This window comes from Amycolatopsis sp. WAC 01375 (assembly GCF_003947325.1).
Lineage (GTDB): Bacteria > Actinomycetota > Actinomycetes > Mycobacteriales > Pseudonocardiaceae > Amycolatopsis.
Genome location: NZ_QHHW01000014.1, coordinates 205,332 through 221,446 on the forward strand (window position 1 = coordinate 205,332; position 16,115 = coordinate 221,446).

General features: G+C 68.1%; 14 protein-coding genes and 1 tRNA gene. 12 read left to right on the forward strand and 3 right to left on the reverse strand.

The features are described 5' to 3' along the window. Window positions 1-24: 24 nt before the first annotated feature. Window positions 25-318, forward strand: a complete 294-nt coding sequence (locus DL991_RS06010; RefSeq protein ID WP_125781774.1) for a YiaA/YiaB family inner membrane protein — start codon at window positions 25-27, stop codon at window positions 316-318. On the opposite strand, the gene DL991_RS06015 is transcribed toward DL991_RS06010, so the two are convergent. Together DL991_RS06015 and DL991_RS06020 are read right to left on the reverse strand one after the other, a co-directional pair. After that, window positions 315-2,066: a hypothetical protein gene (locus tag DL991_RS06015; protein ID WP_125781775.1), complete on the reverse strand. Its 1,752-nt coding sequence runs from the start codon at window positions 2,064-2,066 to the stop codon at window positions 315-317. The genes DL991_RS06010 and DL991_RS06015 overlap by 4 nt on opposite strands. 295 nt (window positions 2,067-2,361) lie before the next feature. Next, window positions 2,362-2,434, reverse strand: a tRNA-Gly gene (locus DL991_RS06020). Window positions 2,435-2,631: 197 nt separating this feature from the next. On the opposite strand from DL991_RS06020, the gene DL991_RS06025 reads away from it, so the two are divergent. The 3 genes from DL991_RS06025 to DL991_RS06035 all read left to right on the forward strand — a co-directional run bounded on the left by DL991_RS06025 (window position 2,632) and on the right by DL991_RS06035 (window position 5,633). Continuing rightward, complete coding sequence (locus DL991_RS06025; protein ID WP_125781776.1) at window positions 2,632-4,191, forward strand: sigma-70 family RNA polymerase sigma factor; 1,560 nt, start codon at window positions 2,632-2,634, stop codon at window positions 4,189-4,191. 105 nt (window positions 4,192-4,296) lie between these two features. Then, entirely contained in the window at window positions 4,297-4,737 is a 441-nt protein-coding gene (locus DL991_RS06030; RefSeq protein WP_125781777.1) for a DUF983 domain-containing protein, read from the forward strand. A gap of 32 nt (window positions 4,738-4,769) precedes the next feature. Continuing rightward, the gene (locus DL991_RS06035) at window positions 4,770-5,633 is read left to right on the forward strand and encodes an Fpg/Nei family DNA glycosylase (protein ID WP_125781779.1); all 864 of its coding nucleotides are present in this window, start codon (window positions 4,770-4,772) and stop codon (window positions 5,631-5,633) included. A 47-nt stretch (window positions 5,634-5,680) separates the two neighbouring features. On the opposite strand, the gene DL991_RS06040 is transcribed toward DL991_RS06035, so the two are convergent. Then, window positions 5,681-6,796 (reverse strand): serine hydrolase, encoded by a 1,116-nt coding sequence (locus tag DL991_RS06040; protein ID WP_125781781.1) that lies wholly within the window; start codon window positions 6,794-6,796, stop codon window positions 5,681-5,683. Between the two features lie 169 nt (window positions 6,797-6,965). On the opposite strand from DL991_RS06040, the gene DL991_RS06045 reads away from it, so the two are divergent. The 8 genes from DL991_RS06045 to DL991_RS06080 all read left to right on the forward strand — a co-directional run. Next, entirely contained in the window at window positions 6,966-8,261 is a 1,296-nt protein-coding gene (locus DL991_RS06045) for a histidine kinase (RefSeq protein ID WP_125781783.1), read from the forward strand. A gap of 19 nt (window positions 8,262-8,280) precedes the next feature. Next, window positions 8,281-9,126 (forward strand): S49 family peptidase, encoded by an 846-nt coding sequence (locus DL991_RS06050; protein ID WP_125781785.1) that lies wholly within the window; start codon window positions 8,281-8,283, stop codon window positions 9,124-9,126. Between the two features lie 185 nt (window positions 9,127-9,311). Next, window positions 9,312-10,721: a carbohydrate-binding protein gene (locus tag DL991_RS06055; protein WP_125781787.1), complete on the forward strand. Its 1,410-nt coding sequence runs from the start codon at window positions 9,312-9,314 to the stop codon at window positions 10,719-10,721. Window positions 10,722-10,865: 144 nt separating this feature from the next. Continuing rightward, window positions 10,866-11,702, forward strand: coding sequence for a LytTR family DNA-binding domain-containing protein (locus DL991_RS06060; protein ID WP_199746213.1), 837 nt, complete (start codon window positions 10,866-10,868; stop codon window positions 11,700-11,702). Then, window positions 11,699-12,217, forward strand: coding sequence for a hypothetical protein (locus DL991_RS06065; RefSeq protein ID WP_125781789.1), 519 nt, complete (start codon window positions 11,699-11,701; stop codon window positions 12,215-12,217). The genes DL991_RS06060 and DL991_RS06065 overlap by 4 nt, the downstream gene beginning before the upstream one ends. A 31-nt stretch (window positions 12,218-12,248) precedes the next feature. Next, entirely contained in the window at window positions 12,249-14,048 is a 1,800-nt protein-coding gene (locus DL991_RS06070) for a cation acetate symporter (protein WP_125781792.1), read from the forward strand. Between the two features lie 140 nt (window positions 14,049-14,188). Further along, on the forward strand, window positions 14,189-14,533 hold the full coding sequence (locus tag DL991_RS06075) for a DUF485 domain-containing protein (protein ID WP_125781794.1): 345 nt from the start codon (window positions 14,189-14,191) through the stop codon (window positions 14,531-14,533). After that, on the forward strand, window positions 14,530-16,115 hold a 1,586-nt coding region (locus tag DL991_RS06080), incomplete at its 3' end, for a cation acetate symporter (RefSeq protein ID WP_148106356.1). The genes DL991_RS06075 and DL991_RS06080, both read left to right, overlap by 4 nt.

The window sequence follows — 16,115 nt, forward strand, 5'->3', positions numbered from 1 at the left end:
GCCGTCGGCGCGACCGTGGTACGCATGACGAAAACCTCCGCAGCGCCTCCCACCACCGTCGCGTTCTTCGTCCAGGCCGCCCTCTCCTTCGGCCTGGCGCTGCTCGCGGTCGTCGTCGGCATCTGGTACCTGCCGGTCGACGGCTGGGTCCGCGGCTTCCTCGCCCTCGGCATGCTCTTCCTGACCACTTCGGCGTTCACCCTCGCCAAGTGCATCCGTGACCGGCAGGACGAGAACACCGTCGTCAGCAGAGTCGACCAGGCCCGCGTCGACAAACTCCTCGCCGAGCACGACCCCTTCAAAACGCCCGCGCTCTAGCCCTTCCCGGCGTCCTTCATCGTGGTGATGCGGTGGTAGGTGCCGTCGCGATAGGCGAGGACGACCGCGTCCTTGACCTCGGGGGCCGCGACGGCCTGCCAGCCGGAGCGGCCGGTGCCCTTCAGGAACTGCGTGATGTCGTCGCGGGGAAGGCCGACCGTGCCGCCGCCGACGACCTTGCCCGCGCCGTCCGTGACGAGGATGCACTGGGCCTGCTGTCCGCCGATGAGCGCCCAGCCGTCGATCTGCTTGTCGCCGGTCACGGTTACGGCGTCGACGGCGCCGGCGGTGTCCTTGGGACCGTAGCCGGGGCCCTTGAGCTCGACGGCCTTGGCGAGGTCGACGGTCGTTCCGAGCTCCGGCCCGCCCGCGCCGCAGCCCAGGGTGAAGTCAGGGGTGAACGGGTAGATGCCCATCGCCCGTTGCTGCTCGAGTAAGTCGGGGTAGGCGTACATCTTGCTCATCACCGTTTTGGCGTCGACCTGCATCGCCACCGCGAGGACGGGCTGATACGCGTACCGCCAGCGGGTCGCGCCCGCGGCGGTGTTCCCGATCGCGTAGACGCACAGCGCCATGACCAGCGCCAGCGGGATCGCCTTGAGACGCACCGCGCGTGGGCCTCGGGTCACCAGCAGCACGAGTACTGCGCAGACACCGAGGAGCCCGATGCCGACGTAGCGGGACGACATGCCTTCGGTGGCGTTGTAACCACCACGGCTCACGCCGATCATCACACCGTTCAGCGTCACCTGGGCGGCGAGCCCGAACCAGCCCGCGACGGCCGCGACCGGTGCGGGGCCGTCGAGCGTTCCGGTGAAGTTCTCGGACGCGAGCCGCTGCTTCACGGCTGTCGCGGCGAGGACGCCGAAAAGGCCGACGGTCAGCGCGCCGGCGAGGAACGCGAGATCGGGGGATTTGGTGGACCAGGACTGGCCGATCGTGCTCGTCATCGCGCCGAGGTAGGTGTCGGCGCCGACGACGTTCGGCTTCTGGTAGCTCGGCGGCCACGGCGCGACGCGCCAGAGGACGAAGACGACGAAGCCGAGGCCGAGCGGCAGCGCGGCCTTGATCCGGCTCTCGCCGCGGAGCCAGAGAACGAGCGCGAGAACGATCCAGACCGGGAACGCCACACCGTGTCCGAGGCTGCCGATGAAGGCGAAGAGGAAGGCCGAGACAAGCTTGCCGTGGTGTGCGAAGGCGATCGCGATGACGGCGGGAGCGAGCCCGAGGAGCCACTGGACGCCCATCATGCCGTCGCCGAAGTATTCGACCGTGCCCGCGGAGAACACCAGGCCGGAGAGTCCGGCGACGACGCCCGCGCGGCGCAGGCCGGTGAGGGTGCGGGGCAGCATGCTCCACAGCGCGGCGAACATGCCTGCCGCGAGGATGACGCTGAGGAAGCCGAGCGGGGGCTGGGTCCCGGCGAACAGCTTCGCGTCGAGCCAGAAGACAAGACCGACCAGCACGATCGGGTGCTCGTGGTAGAGGTGGAACAGCTGGGCGACGTCGAGGTCGCCGTTCTTGTCGGCGATCAGGCCGAGGACGACCCAGTAGTCCGCGTGGTTGATCTTGGGGGCGCGGACGACCTCGATGATCGACAGCAGGATGGGCACCGCGGTCAGTGCCCAGAGGGCCCAGTAGGGAAGCCTGTCGAGCAGACCTCGCTTCACGGACTTGCCGGGTCCAGGTGTCTCCTGCTCGGCTTCCATGGTCGCGACGGGGCCGCCGTCGCGCGCGTTCTCGCTCATCCGTGTTTCCCCACCCTTGAAGATCCGGTCCACAAAGTACCGAACTCGCAGGTGACGGCCATCGTCAGCAGGCGAACGTATGCGCAAATCCGAATTACTACGGTCGTGTGACCCCGCTCACCGAACCTGTAGCACTTAGTAACCGAAAAGCCCAACAAAGAAGATCGAAATGCCCCATACCCACCCGGGAAGGTGAGGTGAACGAACCGTGGGGGTCCGGGGGCTCGAGCCCCGGGGAATTATGGCGAGTACGCTGCGGCGCAGGCTTTACCTGCGCACGCGGTGCCCGCATGCGAGCGGATGACGGGATTCGAACCCGCGACCCTCACCTTGGCAAGGTGATGCGCTACCAGCTGCGCTACATCCGCATGTCTCTCACCGCTTCAACACTCGTTTGAAGCAGTGGAACAACCATACACCGACCGTCTGTAGCTGTTTCGACCCACCCCTAGACGTGCTTCGGCGTCACACCTGGCGTACAAGGGGTGACGACGGCTGCATACCTCCGTATGGTGTCCCCATTCGACCGAATGGTGAGTCCTTCGGGGAGGAGGTGCCTGGCCGGATGACCGAGCAGGGCACGGTGCCGCTTCAGGCGGCCTCGGAATCCGACGAGCAGGCATTGCTCCAGCGTCTCCGTGATGGGGAGGACGCCGCCTTCGGGGAGCTTTTCGAACGTCATGCCGCCGCGGTGCGGCGGCTGGCACGCAGTCTTGCCTCCGATCGGTCGGAGGCGGAGGACATCACGGCCGAGACCTTCTTCCGGGTGCTTCAGGCGTTGCGCCGGGGTGCCGGGCCGCGGGACTACGTGCGGGCCTATCTGCTGACGGTGGCTCGCCGGGTGTCGTGGGAATGGCACGGCGCGCGTCGTGACGTGCCGGTGAGCGACGACGAACTGAGTTTCCGGGCCGGGGCGGGGGCGGACACGAACGCCCGTACGGCCGAGCATTCGCTGATCACGACGGCTTTCACGAGTTTGCCCGAGCGGTGGCGTTCGGTGCTGTGGCAGACCGAGGTCGAGGGCGAGCAGCCTGCCATGGTCGCGCCGCATTTCGGGTTGAGCGCGAACGCGACGGCGGCGTTGGCCAGGCGAGCGCGGCAGGGGTTGCGGGCCGCGTACCTGCAGGCGCATCTGTCGGTGAACCGCGGGCCCGATTCGTGCCGGTCGGTGGTGGAGAAGCTGGGCGGGTTCACCGCGGGCAGCGTCACCGGGGCCGAGGCCCGCCGGATCAAGGCCCACCTGATCGGGTGCCAGTCCTGCCGGGCGACACACGACGAGCTGCGTGACGTCTGTTCGTCGCTGCGGGCGCACGCCGGCGTGGTGGCCCTGCTGGTGCCGGCGGCCGCGGGGGCCCACGCGAGCGGGGCGTTGTCCGGGCTCGCCGCGTCGGTCAAGGGACTACTGCTCGGGTCGAAGGTGAAGGTCGGCCTGGCGGTGGCGTCGACGGCCGCCGCTGGCGCGGTCGGGATCGTCGCCGGTCCGGCCATTCTCGGCACGGACGTGACGCACACCGTCGGCCTGTCCGGAGGCGGCTCGCCCGAGCTGGCGCTGCTGCCCGCACAGGTCGCGCCGCCCGCGCAGGGTCAGCCGGTGGAGCTCCCGCCGCAGCGGATCGCCCAGGACCAGATGCACGGCAAGGGCGCCCAGCCGGTCAAGACCGGGTTGGGCCCGAACGGCCGGAACGCCGAACTCGGCGTGGCCGACATGCCGAGCCTGCCCGGCGTCGGCACGTCGCGGAAGGAGCTCGGCGGCGGTGACGTCGTACGGCCTCCGGCCGGGCAGACTCCGTCGCAGGAGGAGACCACGCCGCTGAACGAGGGCCCGGGAACCGGCTCGAACCAGACCACTTCGAAGCGGGACGACCTCCCGCCGGGTGAATCGAATCCGACCGAGGAGTCGCTGAGCCCGACCACGACGACGACGCCGCGGGACTCGACGACCGAGCCGCCACAGCCTTCGGAGTCGAACACGCCGGAGTCGACGACCGACCCGGAAGGGTCCTCTTCGCCGACGACCGGCACCCCCGACAGCGCGACCGAGACGCCGTCGGAAGACGAGCAGAGCCCGGTGAAACCGACTTCCCACTATCCGGAACCGGGCGTCGACTACCCGACCTGCCCATAACGCCCGAGCGGGGCTATCGCCTTCGAACTCTCGCGAATCCGGCCGCCGTCACGGTACGGTGGAGCTCGCTCACGACGAGCGAGCGGCCGCGCGGGAGGCGACTGAATGAACCGGCTGGTGCACGGCGAGGACGGCCGTGACTGGGTGGTCCGAGCCCAGATGGAATGGCGTGCTCCCGCGACAGCGGACGATTTCGAGCACGATGTGGCGGGCAGCTACGGCCCGGGTATCGCGATGGTCGTCGTGACGGCGCTGCTCGCGATCGTGCTCATCATGTGGACACCCGCCGACGTGAGAATCCCGTCCTGGGTTCCGCTGGCGCTCCTGCTGGTCGCGTTGTTCTTCCCACTGCGGTGGATCCTGCGCCGCCCGTGGACCGTGGTCGCCGAGACCGAGGGCGATCTCGCGGGTGACAGGCCGTCCGAGCGCTGGGTGGGCACCATTCGCGGCATGTTCACCGTGCGCGGCGAGGTTTCGAAGATCAGCAAGACGATCCAGAAGCATTCGCTGCCGGACTTCGACGGCCCGCTGCACCCGGTGGAGTAGTCGCGGCGGCCTGAACGCGCGAGACTGGGGCCATGCCCGAGTTACCCGAGGTCGAAGCGCTCGCTCACCACCTGCGTGAACACGCGGTGGGCAAGACGGTCTTCCGCGTCGACGTGTCGTCCCTCAGTGTGCTGAAGACGGCGACACCGCCGTGGACGGAGCTGCACGGACGGGAGGTCACCGGGGCCTGCCGCTTCGGCAAGCATCTGGATCTCGTCGCCGGGGATCTCCATCTGGTCGTCCATCTGGCGCGAGCGGGCTGGCTGCGCTGGTCCGACGCGCTGTCGCCGACGCCGCTCAAACCCGGCAAGGGGCCGATCTCGCTGCGCGTCCACCTCGACGCGGCCGCTGGGCCGGGATTCGACCTCACCGAGGCCGGGACGAAGAAGGGGTTGGCGGTCTGGATCGTGCGCGATCCGGAGAAAGAGGTCGCCAGCATCGTGCGGCTCGGGCCGGACGCGCTTTCGCTGGACCGCACGGGGCTCGAGAAGTTGTTCGCCGGGCGCACCGAACGGCTGAAGACGGCGCTGACCGATCAGTCGCTGATTGCCGGGATCGGCAACGCCTACTCCGACGAGATCATGCACATGGCGAAGCTTTCGCCTTACGCCACAACCGGAAAGCTGTCCGAAGGAGCGCTCGACGGGCTCTCGGAGGCGATCCGTGAAGTGCTGACCAGCGCGGTGACGCGTTCGGTCGGCCAGTCCGCGGCCCGGCTCAAGGGGGAGAAGCGGTCCGGGCTGCGGGTGCACGCGCGGACCGGGCTGCCGTGTCCGGTCTGCGGCGACACGATCCGCGAGATCTCGTTCGCGGACAAGTCGTTCCAGTACTGCCCGACCTGCCAGACCGGCGGGAAGCCCCTCGCGGACCGGCGGATGTCGCGCCTGCTCAAGTGACTCGTGAGTGGCGATTCGGGTTCTAACCCGAATCGCCACTCACGAGGTCAGCAGAGGGCGGCCATCACCGCGGGCATCGGGGGCTTCGGCACCCGCTGCCCGCCGTTCAGTTCGGCGGCGAGGTCGTACACGTTCAGCGCCAGCACGATCTGCTTCGAGCCGTCCGCGGTGCTCATCGAGACGCTGAAGAACCCCGGCCCGGCACCGGTGTTGCCCCAAACCGTCTTCGTGCCCCCGTCGCACGGCAGGTCGAGCGTCTCGACGCCCGCGCCGTACGCGCCGCCTTCGTCGTTCGGCACGAGCCGCTTGAGTTCGGCCTGTTGGGCGGGTTCCAAAAGCCGTCCTGCCAGCAACGCGCGGTGGAACGTCGCGAGGTCGTCGACAGTCGACACCATCGCGCCCGCGGTCCAGTCGTACGAAGGGCTGAACACGGTCATGTCCTCGCCGCTCATGTCGTACCCGTGCAGATGCGGACCACGCAGGAACGGCGACCACAGCGGGAAGTACGTGTGGCCGAGGCCGAGCGGATCGAGGATCCGCCGCTGGATCTCCTCCCGGACGTCGTTGTGGGTGACCGCCTCGATCACCTTGCCCAGCAACAGATATGCGGTGTTCGAGTACTTCACGTCCGTGCCCGGCGCGAACGCGGGCCGATCGACGAGGGAGCGCCGGATCACCTCCGACGGCGTGATGATGTGCGCCCGGTTCCCCTGGACGAGGTACGGGTCGAAGAAGTGCGGGTCGAGCGGGTCGTGCACGCCGCTCGTGTGGTTCAGCAGCATGCGCAGCGTGATCTTTTCGGGCTCGTAGTCCGGTCCCCGTACGACACCGGGCAGTCGTCGCTCCACCGGGTCGTCGAGCGACAGCACGCCTTCGCCCGCCAGTCGCAGCACCACCGCGGCGACGAACGACTTGGTGTTGCTGGCGATCCGGAACAGGTGGTGCGGCCCCGCGGCTTCGCGTGTGGCCGGGTTCGCGTACCCGGCGCCGAAGCGCGAGACCGCCTCACCGTTCCGGACCTGGGCGACCGCGCCCGGGAAACCCCCTTCGCCGACCAGATCGCCGACGGCCACGCGCACCGGGTCCCCGGCCGCGGCCGCTGTCCCGCTCGCCAGCAGTACCCCCGCCAGCACGCCCGCCGCGACCTTCCCCGATCCGCGCATTGTGTTCCTCTCCCGGAAGCGATTGCCTGCGGACAGTCTTTCCCGTGCCACGGGGAGTGACCATGGGGCCCGCGCCCGGGTCTTGGGTAGGGTCGGCCCCACCCTCGGTTGTCACAACTCAACGGAAAGTGGGGAGCAGGCCTTGCACCCGGTTGGTCGAGCGCAGAGCATGGACGCCGTGTCCGGGCTCGAAATCGCGCAGATCATCCCTTGGGGCGTGGCGCTGCTGCTCGGGATCCTCGTCGTCGTCCTGCTGATCAAGCTGCGGCGTCCCGCGAGCATCGTGGAGAACGCCGTCCTGCAGGCCGTCCACCGGATGTCGAAGGCGACACCGGACCTCCGCGAGGGGCTCGACGAGCAGGTCGCCGACAAGATCACCAGCCAGCTGCTGGAGATGCTCGACTGCGTCGCCGTCGGCATCACCGACAGCGAAGGCACCCTGCTGTCCTGGGACGGCGAGGCCAACGATCACTACGTCGACCTCGTCGACGCCATCGGCAACGCGATCCGCAAGCACCGCCGCGAGGTCGTCGCGCACGACAAGATGCCGTGCAACCACCGCGGCACCTGCCGGATGCGGACCGCGGTGATCGTGCCGCTGATCGTCGAGGGGGAGACCGAGGCCGCGTTGCTGGTCGTCGGGCGCACCCGCGGGCGGCTGGTGCAGATGGCCGACGCGGTCGCGCAGTTCGTCTGCACCCAGTTCGAGCTGGCCCGCCTCGACGAATCGAAGAACCAGCTCCAGCAGGCGGAGATCAAGGCGCTGCGCGCGCAGATCTCGCCGCACTTCGTCTACAACGCGCTCAACACCATCTCGTCGCTGATCCGGACGGATCCTGAGGAAGCGCGAGAGCTGCTTCAAGACTTCGCGGACTTCACGCGCTACTCGTTTCGGACGTCGGGCATGTTCACCTCGCTCGCCGAGGAACTGCGGAACATCGACCGGTACCTGACCATCGAGAACGCCCGTTTCGGCGGACGGCTCGAAGTGCGGATGAAGATCGCGCCCGAGGTGCTTTCGGTGGTCGTCCCGTTCCTGATCATTCAGCCACTGGTGGAGAACGCCGTCAAACACGGTCTCGCGTCGAAGCCGTCCGGCGGCTGCGTCACCGTGATCGCCGAGGACTACGGCGCCGAGGCGCTGATCAGTGTCGAGGACGACGGCATCGGCATGGAGCCCGCCAAGCTCGCGGACCTCCGCAGCCAGCACCGCACGGGTGCGCACGTCGGCCTCGGCAACATCAACCAGCGGATGCAGCAGGTGTTCGGCCGCGACTACGCGCTCATGGTCGAGACGGCGCCCGGCGCCGGCATGAAGGTGACCCTGCGGGTGCCGAAGTTCATGCCCGGGGTGCGGCCGAATCTGCCGGACTTCTCCGCCGACAGCGCCACCGTCCCGCCCCAGGGCGGCCCGAACGAGTCCAGCGGGGTGAGCGGTTCCCGCAGCGGCGTGCTGCCGTCGTGAACGTCGGTAACCTGGCTGTATGAGCGTTGCGGACAAGCTGACCTCCCGTCTTCCCATGATCGGCGATCGGGGTGAACGCAAGGACATCGTCGCCGTGGTGAAGCTGCACGGGGTGATCACGCCGACCCCGTCGCCGCTGGCCAGGGGTGCGATCAACCTCGCCGCCATCGAATCGGCGCTGACGCGCGCGTTCGGGCACGAGCGGTTGAAGGCCGTCGCGCTGCAGATCAACTCGCCGGGTGGCGCGCCGACGCAGTCGGGCTTGGTCGCCGAGCGGATCCGTCAGCTCGCCGACGAGAAGAACGTGCCTGTGCTGGCCTTCGCCGAGGACGTCGCCGCGTCCGGCGGGTACTGGCTGGCCTGCGCGGCCGACGAGATCTACGCGCACCGGACGTCGATGGTCGGCTCCATCGGCGTGATCAGCGGCGGGTTCGGGTTCACCGGTCTGCTGGAACGGTTCGGCATCGAGCGGCGGCTGCACACCGCGGGCGCGAACAAGTCCCGGCTCGACCCGTTCAGCCCGGAGAAGCCGGAAGACGTCGAGTGGCTGAAGAAGATGCACGGCCAGCTCCACGAACTGTTCGTCGACTGGGTCACCGAACGCCGTGGCGACCGGCTGTCCGGCTCCGAGGACCTGTTCACCGGGGATGTCTGGCTGGGCGCCCGCGCGGTCGAACTCGGTCTCATCGACGGCGTCGGCAGCCTCCGCCAGGTGATCACCGAGCGGTACCCGGACGCCGAGATCGCGATCGCCGAACCGAAGAAGCCGCTGCTGGCGCGGCTCGGCATCGGCGCTCCCGCCGCGGCGAGCGCGCTGCTGGACGCAGTGCAGTCCAAGGCCGCCTGGAGCCGCTTCGGCCTCTGACCACGTGCAATAAAGGGACCTTTCATTGCAAATTTTGCGATGAAAGGTCCCTTCATTGCGTCCGCGGTAGGGAGCGATTCACCCGAACGGTGGTAGGCGTAAGTGGTTCAGACCAGGTCTCATATCGGACATACCGCTTTGTTGTGAACGGCAACAAACCTCGACAGCGTTGACGAGGAGGTCCGATGTCCGTTACTTCTCCCCGAACGAGCCGCTGGAAGATCGCGCTCGCCGCGACAGCCGGCGCGGCTTTGATCACGGTCCCCCTGACCTTGCCCGCTTCCGCCGCGGTCCCGCCCCCGCCGTCCGGCTGGACCACCGTGTTCACCGACGACTTCACCGGCGCCGCCGGTTCGCTCCCGTCGAGCGCGAACTGGATCATCGACACCGGCCACGGCTATCCCGGCGGCCCTGGCAATTGGGGCACCGGCGAGATCCAGAACTACACCGCGAACCCCGCGAACCTCGCCCAGGACGGCTCCGGCAACCTGCGGATCACGCCGCAGCGTGACGGCGCGGGCAACTGGACCTCGGCGCGGATCGAGACACAGCGCACGAACTTCAAACCGCCCGCGGGCGGCGCGCTGCGGATCGAAGGCCGCATCCAGATGCCGAACGTCACCGGCGCCGCCGCGCTCGGCTACTGGCCCGCGTTCTGGGCGCTGGGCTCGCCGTATCGCGGCAACTACTGGAACTGGCCCGCCGTCGGCGAGTTCGACATCATGGAGAACGTCAACGGGATCAACACGGTCTGGGGCGTGCTGCACTGCGGCGTCAACCCCGGCGGCCCGTGCAACGAGACGACCGGCCTCGTCGGCAGCCGCACTTGCCCCGGCGCGAGCTGCCAGAGCGCGTTCCACACCTACACCTTCGAATGGGACACCGGCGTCAGCCCCAACGTGTTCCGCTGGCTGGTGGACGGCCAGCAGTTCCACTCCGTCAGCCAGAACCAGGTCGACGCCACGACGTGGGCCAACATGACGAACCACGCGGGCTACTTCGTGCTGCTGAACGTCGCCATCGGCGGCGCGTTCCCGAACAACAACTCCGGCACCACCACGCCGGGGCCGGGGATCGTGCCGGGGCATCCGATGCTCGTCGACTACGTCACCGTCCTGACCCGCGGCGGCGGCACGACACCCACGACCACCACGCCGACGACGACCACGGGAAGTCCCGGCGGTGGCAGCGCTTACGGCACGATCCAGGCGGAGTCCTACGGCCAGGCGGCCGGGATCGCCAAACAGGCCACGTCCGATTCCGGTGGTGGCCAGAACATCGGCCCCGCGGGCAACGGGGACTGGGCGCTGTACCCGGGCATCGATTTCGGGACGCAGACGGGCAGACAGTTCCAGGCGCGCGTCGCGTCCGGGGCGGCGGGCGGGGTGAGCGGCCTCGTCGAAGTCCGGCTCGACAGCCGGTCCAACCCGCCTGTCGGCAGCTTCGCCGTCGCGAACACCGGCGGCTGGCAGAGCTGGCGGACCGTTCCCGCGAACATCAGCGGGATCACCGGGAAGCACGACGTCTACCTGACCTTCACCAGCGGCCAGCCCGCCGACTTCGTGAGCGTCAACTGGTTCACCTTCACTCCGTGAAGGGATAGGTGTGGCACGGCGAGGCGGTTCGTGTCACCGGAAAAGATGACGGCACCGGCCACCCCAGGCGCGGGGGTGCCGGTGCCGTCCTTTTCGTTCGACTTTTGTCCGGCGGGCTGGACAAGGAACGCGGCAATGGGCAGGATGCGTCTCACTGTGAGTGCTCACGATGACACCCGGAAGCTCATTGTCCTGGCGGTGGACGATGAGCCCAAAGGGCTAGACGAACTCGTCCACTGTCTCCGGAACAGCCCGCACGTCGCCTTGGTCTATCCGGCGATCGACGCTTCGGAGGCGCTGCGCCTGCTGTCCGCGGACGATCCGAGGCTGGCCGACCGCAAGTCGCGGGGTCTGCCGATCGTGGACGCGGTGTTCGCCGACATCGACATGCCCGGGCTGTCCGGGATGGAGATGTCCCGCGTGTTCGCCGCGCTGCGCCCGTCACCCGCGCTGGTGTTCGTGACAGGGCACGCCGAAGAGGCGGTCAACGCCTTCGACCTCGGCGCGCTCGACTACGTGCTGAAGCCGTACCAGCAGGATCGTCTCGACCGCGCGATCACCCGCGTGATCGACAAACTCGCCGCCAACGCCGCGCCGAAGTTCGGCCAGGAAGGCGGGCCGGGGCAGGTCAAGAACGACGACGAGGTCATCCCGGTCGAGCTCGCGGGCACCACGAAGCTGATCCCTCGGTCTTCGGTCCGCTGGGTCGAGGCGCAGGGTGACTACGCCCGGTTGTTCACCAACGACGGCAGCCACCTGGTCCGCATCCCGCTCGCGCAGCTCGAGGAACGCTGGGAGAAGGCGGGTTTCGTCCGGATCCACCGGTCGTTCCTGGTCTCCCTGCCGCTGATCACCGAACTGCGCATGGGCCAGGGCGGCTACCAGGTCGTGATCGGTAACGAGGAGAAGGTGCTGCCGGTGAGCCGCCGTCACACACGCGCGCTCAAGGACAGGCTGGTCGGCGCCAACCGGTCGACGTGACCGACGACTTCTACCGCCGCGTCAACGGCGTCCGCGAGCCGGACCCGACGCTGGGCAAGAGCAGGAAACCGGCGGTGCCGGAGGGCGCCGCCGTCGAGCCCGTGCCGGGTGCGCCTTCCGGCGCGAAGCACGAGCAGGCCAAACCCGAACATCACGCGAAACCCAAGCGGCAGCGGGTGATCCTCGCCGATCCGCGACAGGCAACCAGCACCCTGCGGGCCAGGGTCGAACTCGAAGAACAGACCAGCTGGGGCAAGCTCCTGATCAAGGATCTGGTGAAGATCCAGCTGCGGACGGCGTCCCTGCTGGCGCTGCTGGTAATGGTCACGCTGTGTTCACTTCCGGTGCTGTTCTACCTGATCCCGTCCTTCGGGCGAGTGGTCGTCGTGGGCATTCCGTTGCCCTGGCTGATCCTCGGGGTGGCGCCGTTCCCGTTCCTGTTCGGCATCGGCCTCTGGTACAACCGGCTCGCCGAACGACATGAACGCGACTTCGTCGACATGATCGAAAACTGATTGCGGAGCTGCACATGCGAGGATCCTTGGCGTGCAGCTGAATTCGTGGGCCATAGCCGGCATCGTGCTGGTCGCGGTCCTGACCTTCTACCTGGGGCATCGCTCCTCGAGGTCGGCCGTCAGCACACACGACTTCCTTGTCGCGCGGCGCACCGTGCGGTCCCGGCGCAACGCCGCCGCGATCTCCGGCGAGTACCTGTCCGCCGCGTCGTTCATGGGTGTCGCCGGCATCGTGCTCAAGGACGGCGCCGACGCGCTGTGGTTCCCGATCGGGTTCACCGCGGGCTATCTCGCGCTGATGCTGTTCGTCGCCGCGCCGCTGCGGCGGTCCGGCGCCTACACGCTGCCGGACTTCGTCGAGATGCGGCTGGGTTCGACGATGCTGCGCCGGGTCTCGACGGCGTTCGTGGTGTTCATCGGGATCCTTTACATGGTCCCGCAGTTGCAGGGTGCCGGGCTGACGCTGGCGACGATCCTGCCCGTGCCCGCGTGGGCGGGCGCGATCCTCGTGACCTGCGTGGTCGGCTTCAACGTGATCGCGGGCGGGATGCGTGCCATCACCGTCGTCCAGGCCTTCCAGTACTGGCTGAAACTGTTCGCCATCGCGGTGCCGACGTTCATCCTGTGCATCGTGTTCCTCGGCGCGGGCGCGCCGGGCAGCGCGCGTCCGCTCGGGCAGCCCGCCCCGCCGACGTTCCTCGAGAACACCACGGTCTCGGTGCAGGCCGACGTCACGCTGAAGGTCACCTCGGTGACCGTGCTCGAAGCGTACGGGCAGGTGGAAGGCGCGCGCGCCAACGGTTTCGCGGTATGGACGCCGGAGGCCGGACACAAGGTCGCGAAGGGCACGACGCTGAAGTTCACCGCGGGCACGCCGGTCCCGGTGGTCAGCGACGCGCCCGCGTCGAACGGCGACTGGCTGCGGCCGGGTTCGGGCAGTCTCACCGATCTGCTGCAGGTCTATTCGCTGATCCTCGCGACCTTCCTCGGCACCATGGGCCTGCCGCACGTCCTGGTCCGCTTCTACACCAACCCCGACGGGAAGGCCGCGCGCCGCACCACAGTGCACGTTCTGCTGCTGCTCGGGCTGTTCTACCTGTTCCCGACGCTGCTGGGCGCGCTGTCCCGGATGTACGTCCCGGAACTGCTGGTGACCGGGAAGACCGACGCCGCCGTCCTGCTGCTGCCGTCCGCGGTCCTCCCCGGACTCTGGGGGCAGATCCTGGGCGCGGTGACCGCGGCCGGCGCGTTCGCAGCGTTCCTGTCGAGTTCGTCCGGGCTGCTGGTGAGCGTGGCCGGGGTCGTGTCCACCGACGTCCTGCCCGGCCGCGTCCGCGATTTCCGGGTGGCGACGGCGATCGTGGCGCTGATCCCGTTCGCGCTGGCGGTGCTGCTGCCGTCGGAGGACCTGTCGCTTTCGGTCGGGATGTCGTTCGCGCTGGCCGCGTCGACGTTCAGTCCGTTGCTGCTGCTCGGGGTCTGGTGGCGGAAGCTCAGCTGGCCCGGCGCGCTGGCCGGGATGCTCGTCGGCGGCGGACTGGTGCTGACCGCGCTGGTGGTCAACATCGTCAGCAAGTACACCGGCGGCTGGGCGCCGTGGTTCTCGAACCAGCCCGCGCTGATCACCGTGCCCGCGGCGTTCCTGACCACCTATGTGGTGAGCCGCGCGACCGGATACGGGCGGCCGGACGACGTCCACGGCGTGATGCTGCGGCTGCACGCGCCCGATCCGCTCGGCTTCATGCGCGATCGCGCGGTCGCCCGGTTCGGCCAGGCCGGGGAGGACACAGCGAAGACGCAGAAGACCGGTAAAGGCCGTCACCGGAAGTAGATTCACTCTTTCGAGTCGCGAACCTCTACGCAGAGTCGTACCGTTCACTCAAATGGATTGCCCCTCTCGCGCCCTATGAGGGGCATGATCTTCCGTGACAACGAAATCACCGAATGGTTGCGGCACGTGGGAGGTCCGACGTGAGCGATACCGATCAAGGCCTCGGGTCCGATCCGGAATCCGACTGGGAAAAGGTGCAGGCGAGCCCGGAATTCACCGAGCTGCGACGACGGCTCCGGGTATTCGTTTTCCCGGTATCGGCCCTGTTCCTTCTCTGGTATCTGCTCTACGTGCTCCTCGCCGACTACGCGACCGGGTTCATGAGCACCAAGCTCTTCGGCAACATCAACGTCGGCCTGGTCTTCGGCCTCTTGCAGTTCGTGTCCACCTTCGTGATCACCGGGTTGTACGTCCGCTACGCGAACCGCAAGCTCGATCCGCTCGCCGACAAGATCCGGCATGAGGTCGAAGGGACCGATCGGTGAATACGCTGGCAGCGGGCGTACAGGGAAGCAATCCGGCGCTTAACATCACCATTTTCGCGATCTTCGTCGCGATCACACTCGTGATCGTTTTCCGGGCGAGCCGGAATACGAAGACCGCCTCCGACTACTACGCCGCGGGGCGCGCGTTCACCGGACCGCAGAACGGGATCGCGATCTCGGGCGACTATCTTTCCGCGGCGTCGTTCCTGGGTATCGCCGGTGCGATCGCGATCAACGGCTACGACGGATTCCTCTACTCGATCGGTTTCCTCGTCGCCTGGCTGGTGGCGTTGCTGCTGGTCGCGGAACTGCTGCGCAACACCGGCAAGTTCACCATGGGCGACGTGCTGGCGTTCCGGATGAAACAGCGTCCGGTCCGCGCCGCGGCCGCGATCTCCACCCTCGCCGTCTCGTTCTTCTACCTGCTCGCGCAGATGGCGGGGGCGGGCGGCCTGGTGAACCTGCTGCTCGGCATCGAAGGGAACCTCGGCCAGGACCTGGTGATCGCCGTCGTCGGCGTGATCATGATCCTGTACGTGCTGATCGGCGGGATGAAGGGCACCACCTGGGTCCAGATCATCAAGGCCGTCCTGCTCATCGCGGGCACGTTCGCGATGACGTTGTGGGTGCTCGGGAAGTACGGCTTCAACCTGTCCAGCCTGTTCCAGGCCGCCGTCGACAAGGGCGGCCAGACCGGGGAAGCGCTGCTCGGCCCGGGCAAGCAGTACGGGAAGACCGGCACGACGAAGCTCGACTTCCTGTCGCTGGGCATCGCGCTCGTCCTCGGCACCGCGGGCCTGCCGCACGTGCTCATGCGCTTCTACACGGTGCCGACGGCGAAGGACGCGCGCCGTTCGGTGGTCTGGGCGATCGCGCTGATCGGCATCTTCTACCTGTTCACGCTGGTGCTCGGCTACGGTGCGGGCGCGCTCGTCGGCCCCGACGTGATCGCGAAGGCGCCGGGCACGACCAACTCGGCGGCCCCGCTGCTGGCACTCGAACTGGGCGGCCCGATCCTGCTCGGGTTCATCGCGGCGGTGGCGTTCGCGACGATCCTGGCGGTGGTCGCGGGCCTGACGATCACGGCGTCGGCGTCGTTCGCGCACGACGTCTACGCCAACGTGATCAAGAAGGGCAAGACCGCCCCGGACAGCGAAGTCCGCGTCGCGCGGATCACCGCGCTGGTGATCGGGGCGGTCGCGATCGTCGGCGGGATCCTCGCGAAGAACCAGAACGTGGCGTTCCTGGTGGCGCTCGCGTTCGCGGTGGCGGCGTCGGCGAACCTGCCGACGATCCTGTACTCGCTGTTCTGGAAGCGATTCAACACCCAGGGCGCAGTGTGGAGCATCTACGGCGGGTTGAGCGTGTGCGTCATCCTGATCGTCTTCTCGCCGGCGGTTTCGGGTAAGCCCGTCGATGCGAAAACCGGGAAGAGCGCTTCGATGATCCAGGGCGTCGACTTCCACTGGTTCCCGCTGGACAACCCGGGCATCGTCTCGATCCCCGTGGCGTTCTTCCTCGGCTGGCTCGGCACCGTGCTGTCCAAGGAGCACAACCAGAAGAAGTACGCCGAGATGGAGGT